Below are 1,050 nucleotides of genomic sequence, written 5' to 3'. Positions count from 1 at the left end.
GTTTCATAAATAAGCTTACAAAGATAGAAGGGGAAAAGGCATTAACTTGGTAGCAGAATCTCACCATTCAAATCATTCCGCACTGATTAGTTTTGTCGGACAGAAACCGGCTCTTGCGTTACGTACTTTTGAACAGCCCGAACTCTATTTTTACCTTCTTGCTTAGCTAAATAAACGGATTCATCGGCTGCGCGAATCAAATCGGTGTACGTACTCATGTTTTCTGTTCGCTCTGCAACGCCAACACTGATGCTCCCTCTCCACGGTTCATAACACGTTGGAACGAGCATTTTAGACACCTGTTTTCTCACCATTTCCGCAACATGTAACCCGCCGTCCAGTCCTGTGTCTGGACAAATAACAAAGAACTCATCACCTCCCAATCTGCACACGATATCATCGCTACGAAAATGATATTTAAGTGCCTGTGCAAGCTCGATTAACACCAAGTCTCCGGCCTCATGCCCACACGTATCATTGACTTGTTTAAAATAATCCGCATCAATCATGATACAAACCAAAGGCAGTGTTTTGTGCTCCGTGTCATCCCAAAGCTTTTTCAACGTTTTGATTGCACTGCGTCGATTAGGAAGTTGAGTTAATGAGTCCGTTAATGACAGCGCTTCCAGCTGCTTATTTGCCGTTAACAACTGGTTCGTTCTTGCTTCTACTTTTTCTTCTAATTCCAAATTGAGTTTTAAGAGATCACGATTACGTTCGGACACTTGAGAAAACAGCGCATTGAGTGCTTCTAGTAATGGCTCGGTAGACGCGTTAGCTTGTTGCTCTTGTTCGCGATAAGCTTCTAAAGGAGAAACGCCTCGTTCGATGGCTTTGATCTGTTTCGCCATATTTTGATCGATGCCAAGAATGTGGTACGCCAACCAATGAATGAGAAAATCCAACAACTGCTCCGCTGATTGCCGATTATCTTCGTTAATAAAACTTTGCATGCTGACAATATCGCCCATAAAAGTGCGATGTACTTGAATATGCTTTTGGAGATGCTCGTGATGAATCCCCACTTCTCTCATTAAATTTTCCTCTTCT

At 42.8% G+C, this 1,050-nt stretch carries 1 protein-coding gene; it reads right to left on the bottom strand.

Annotation, left to right across the window (positions count from 1 at the left end):
* Positions 1-86: 86 nt before the first annotated feature.
* Positions 87-1,050: diguanylate cyclase (locus R8269_RS26150; protein WP_318223031.1), on the bottom strand; the 964-nt coding region annotated here is incomplete at its 5' end.

The organism is Vibrio sp. Vb0667, assembly GCF_033391095.1.
Note: the sequence above shows the minus strand (reverse complement) of the source record. Positions and strands in the feature narration are given on the sequence as shown.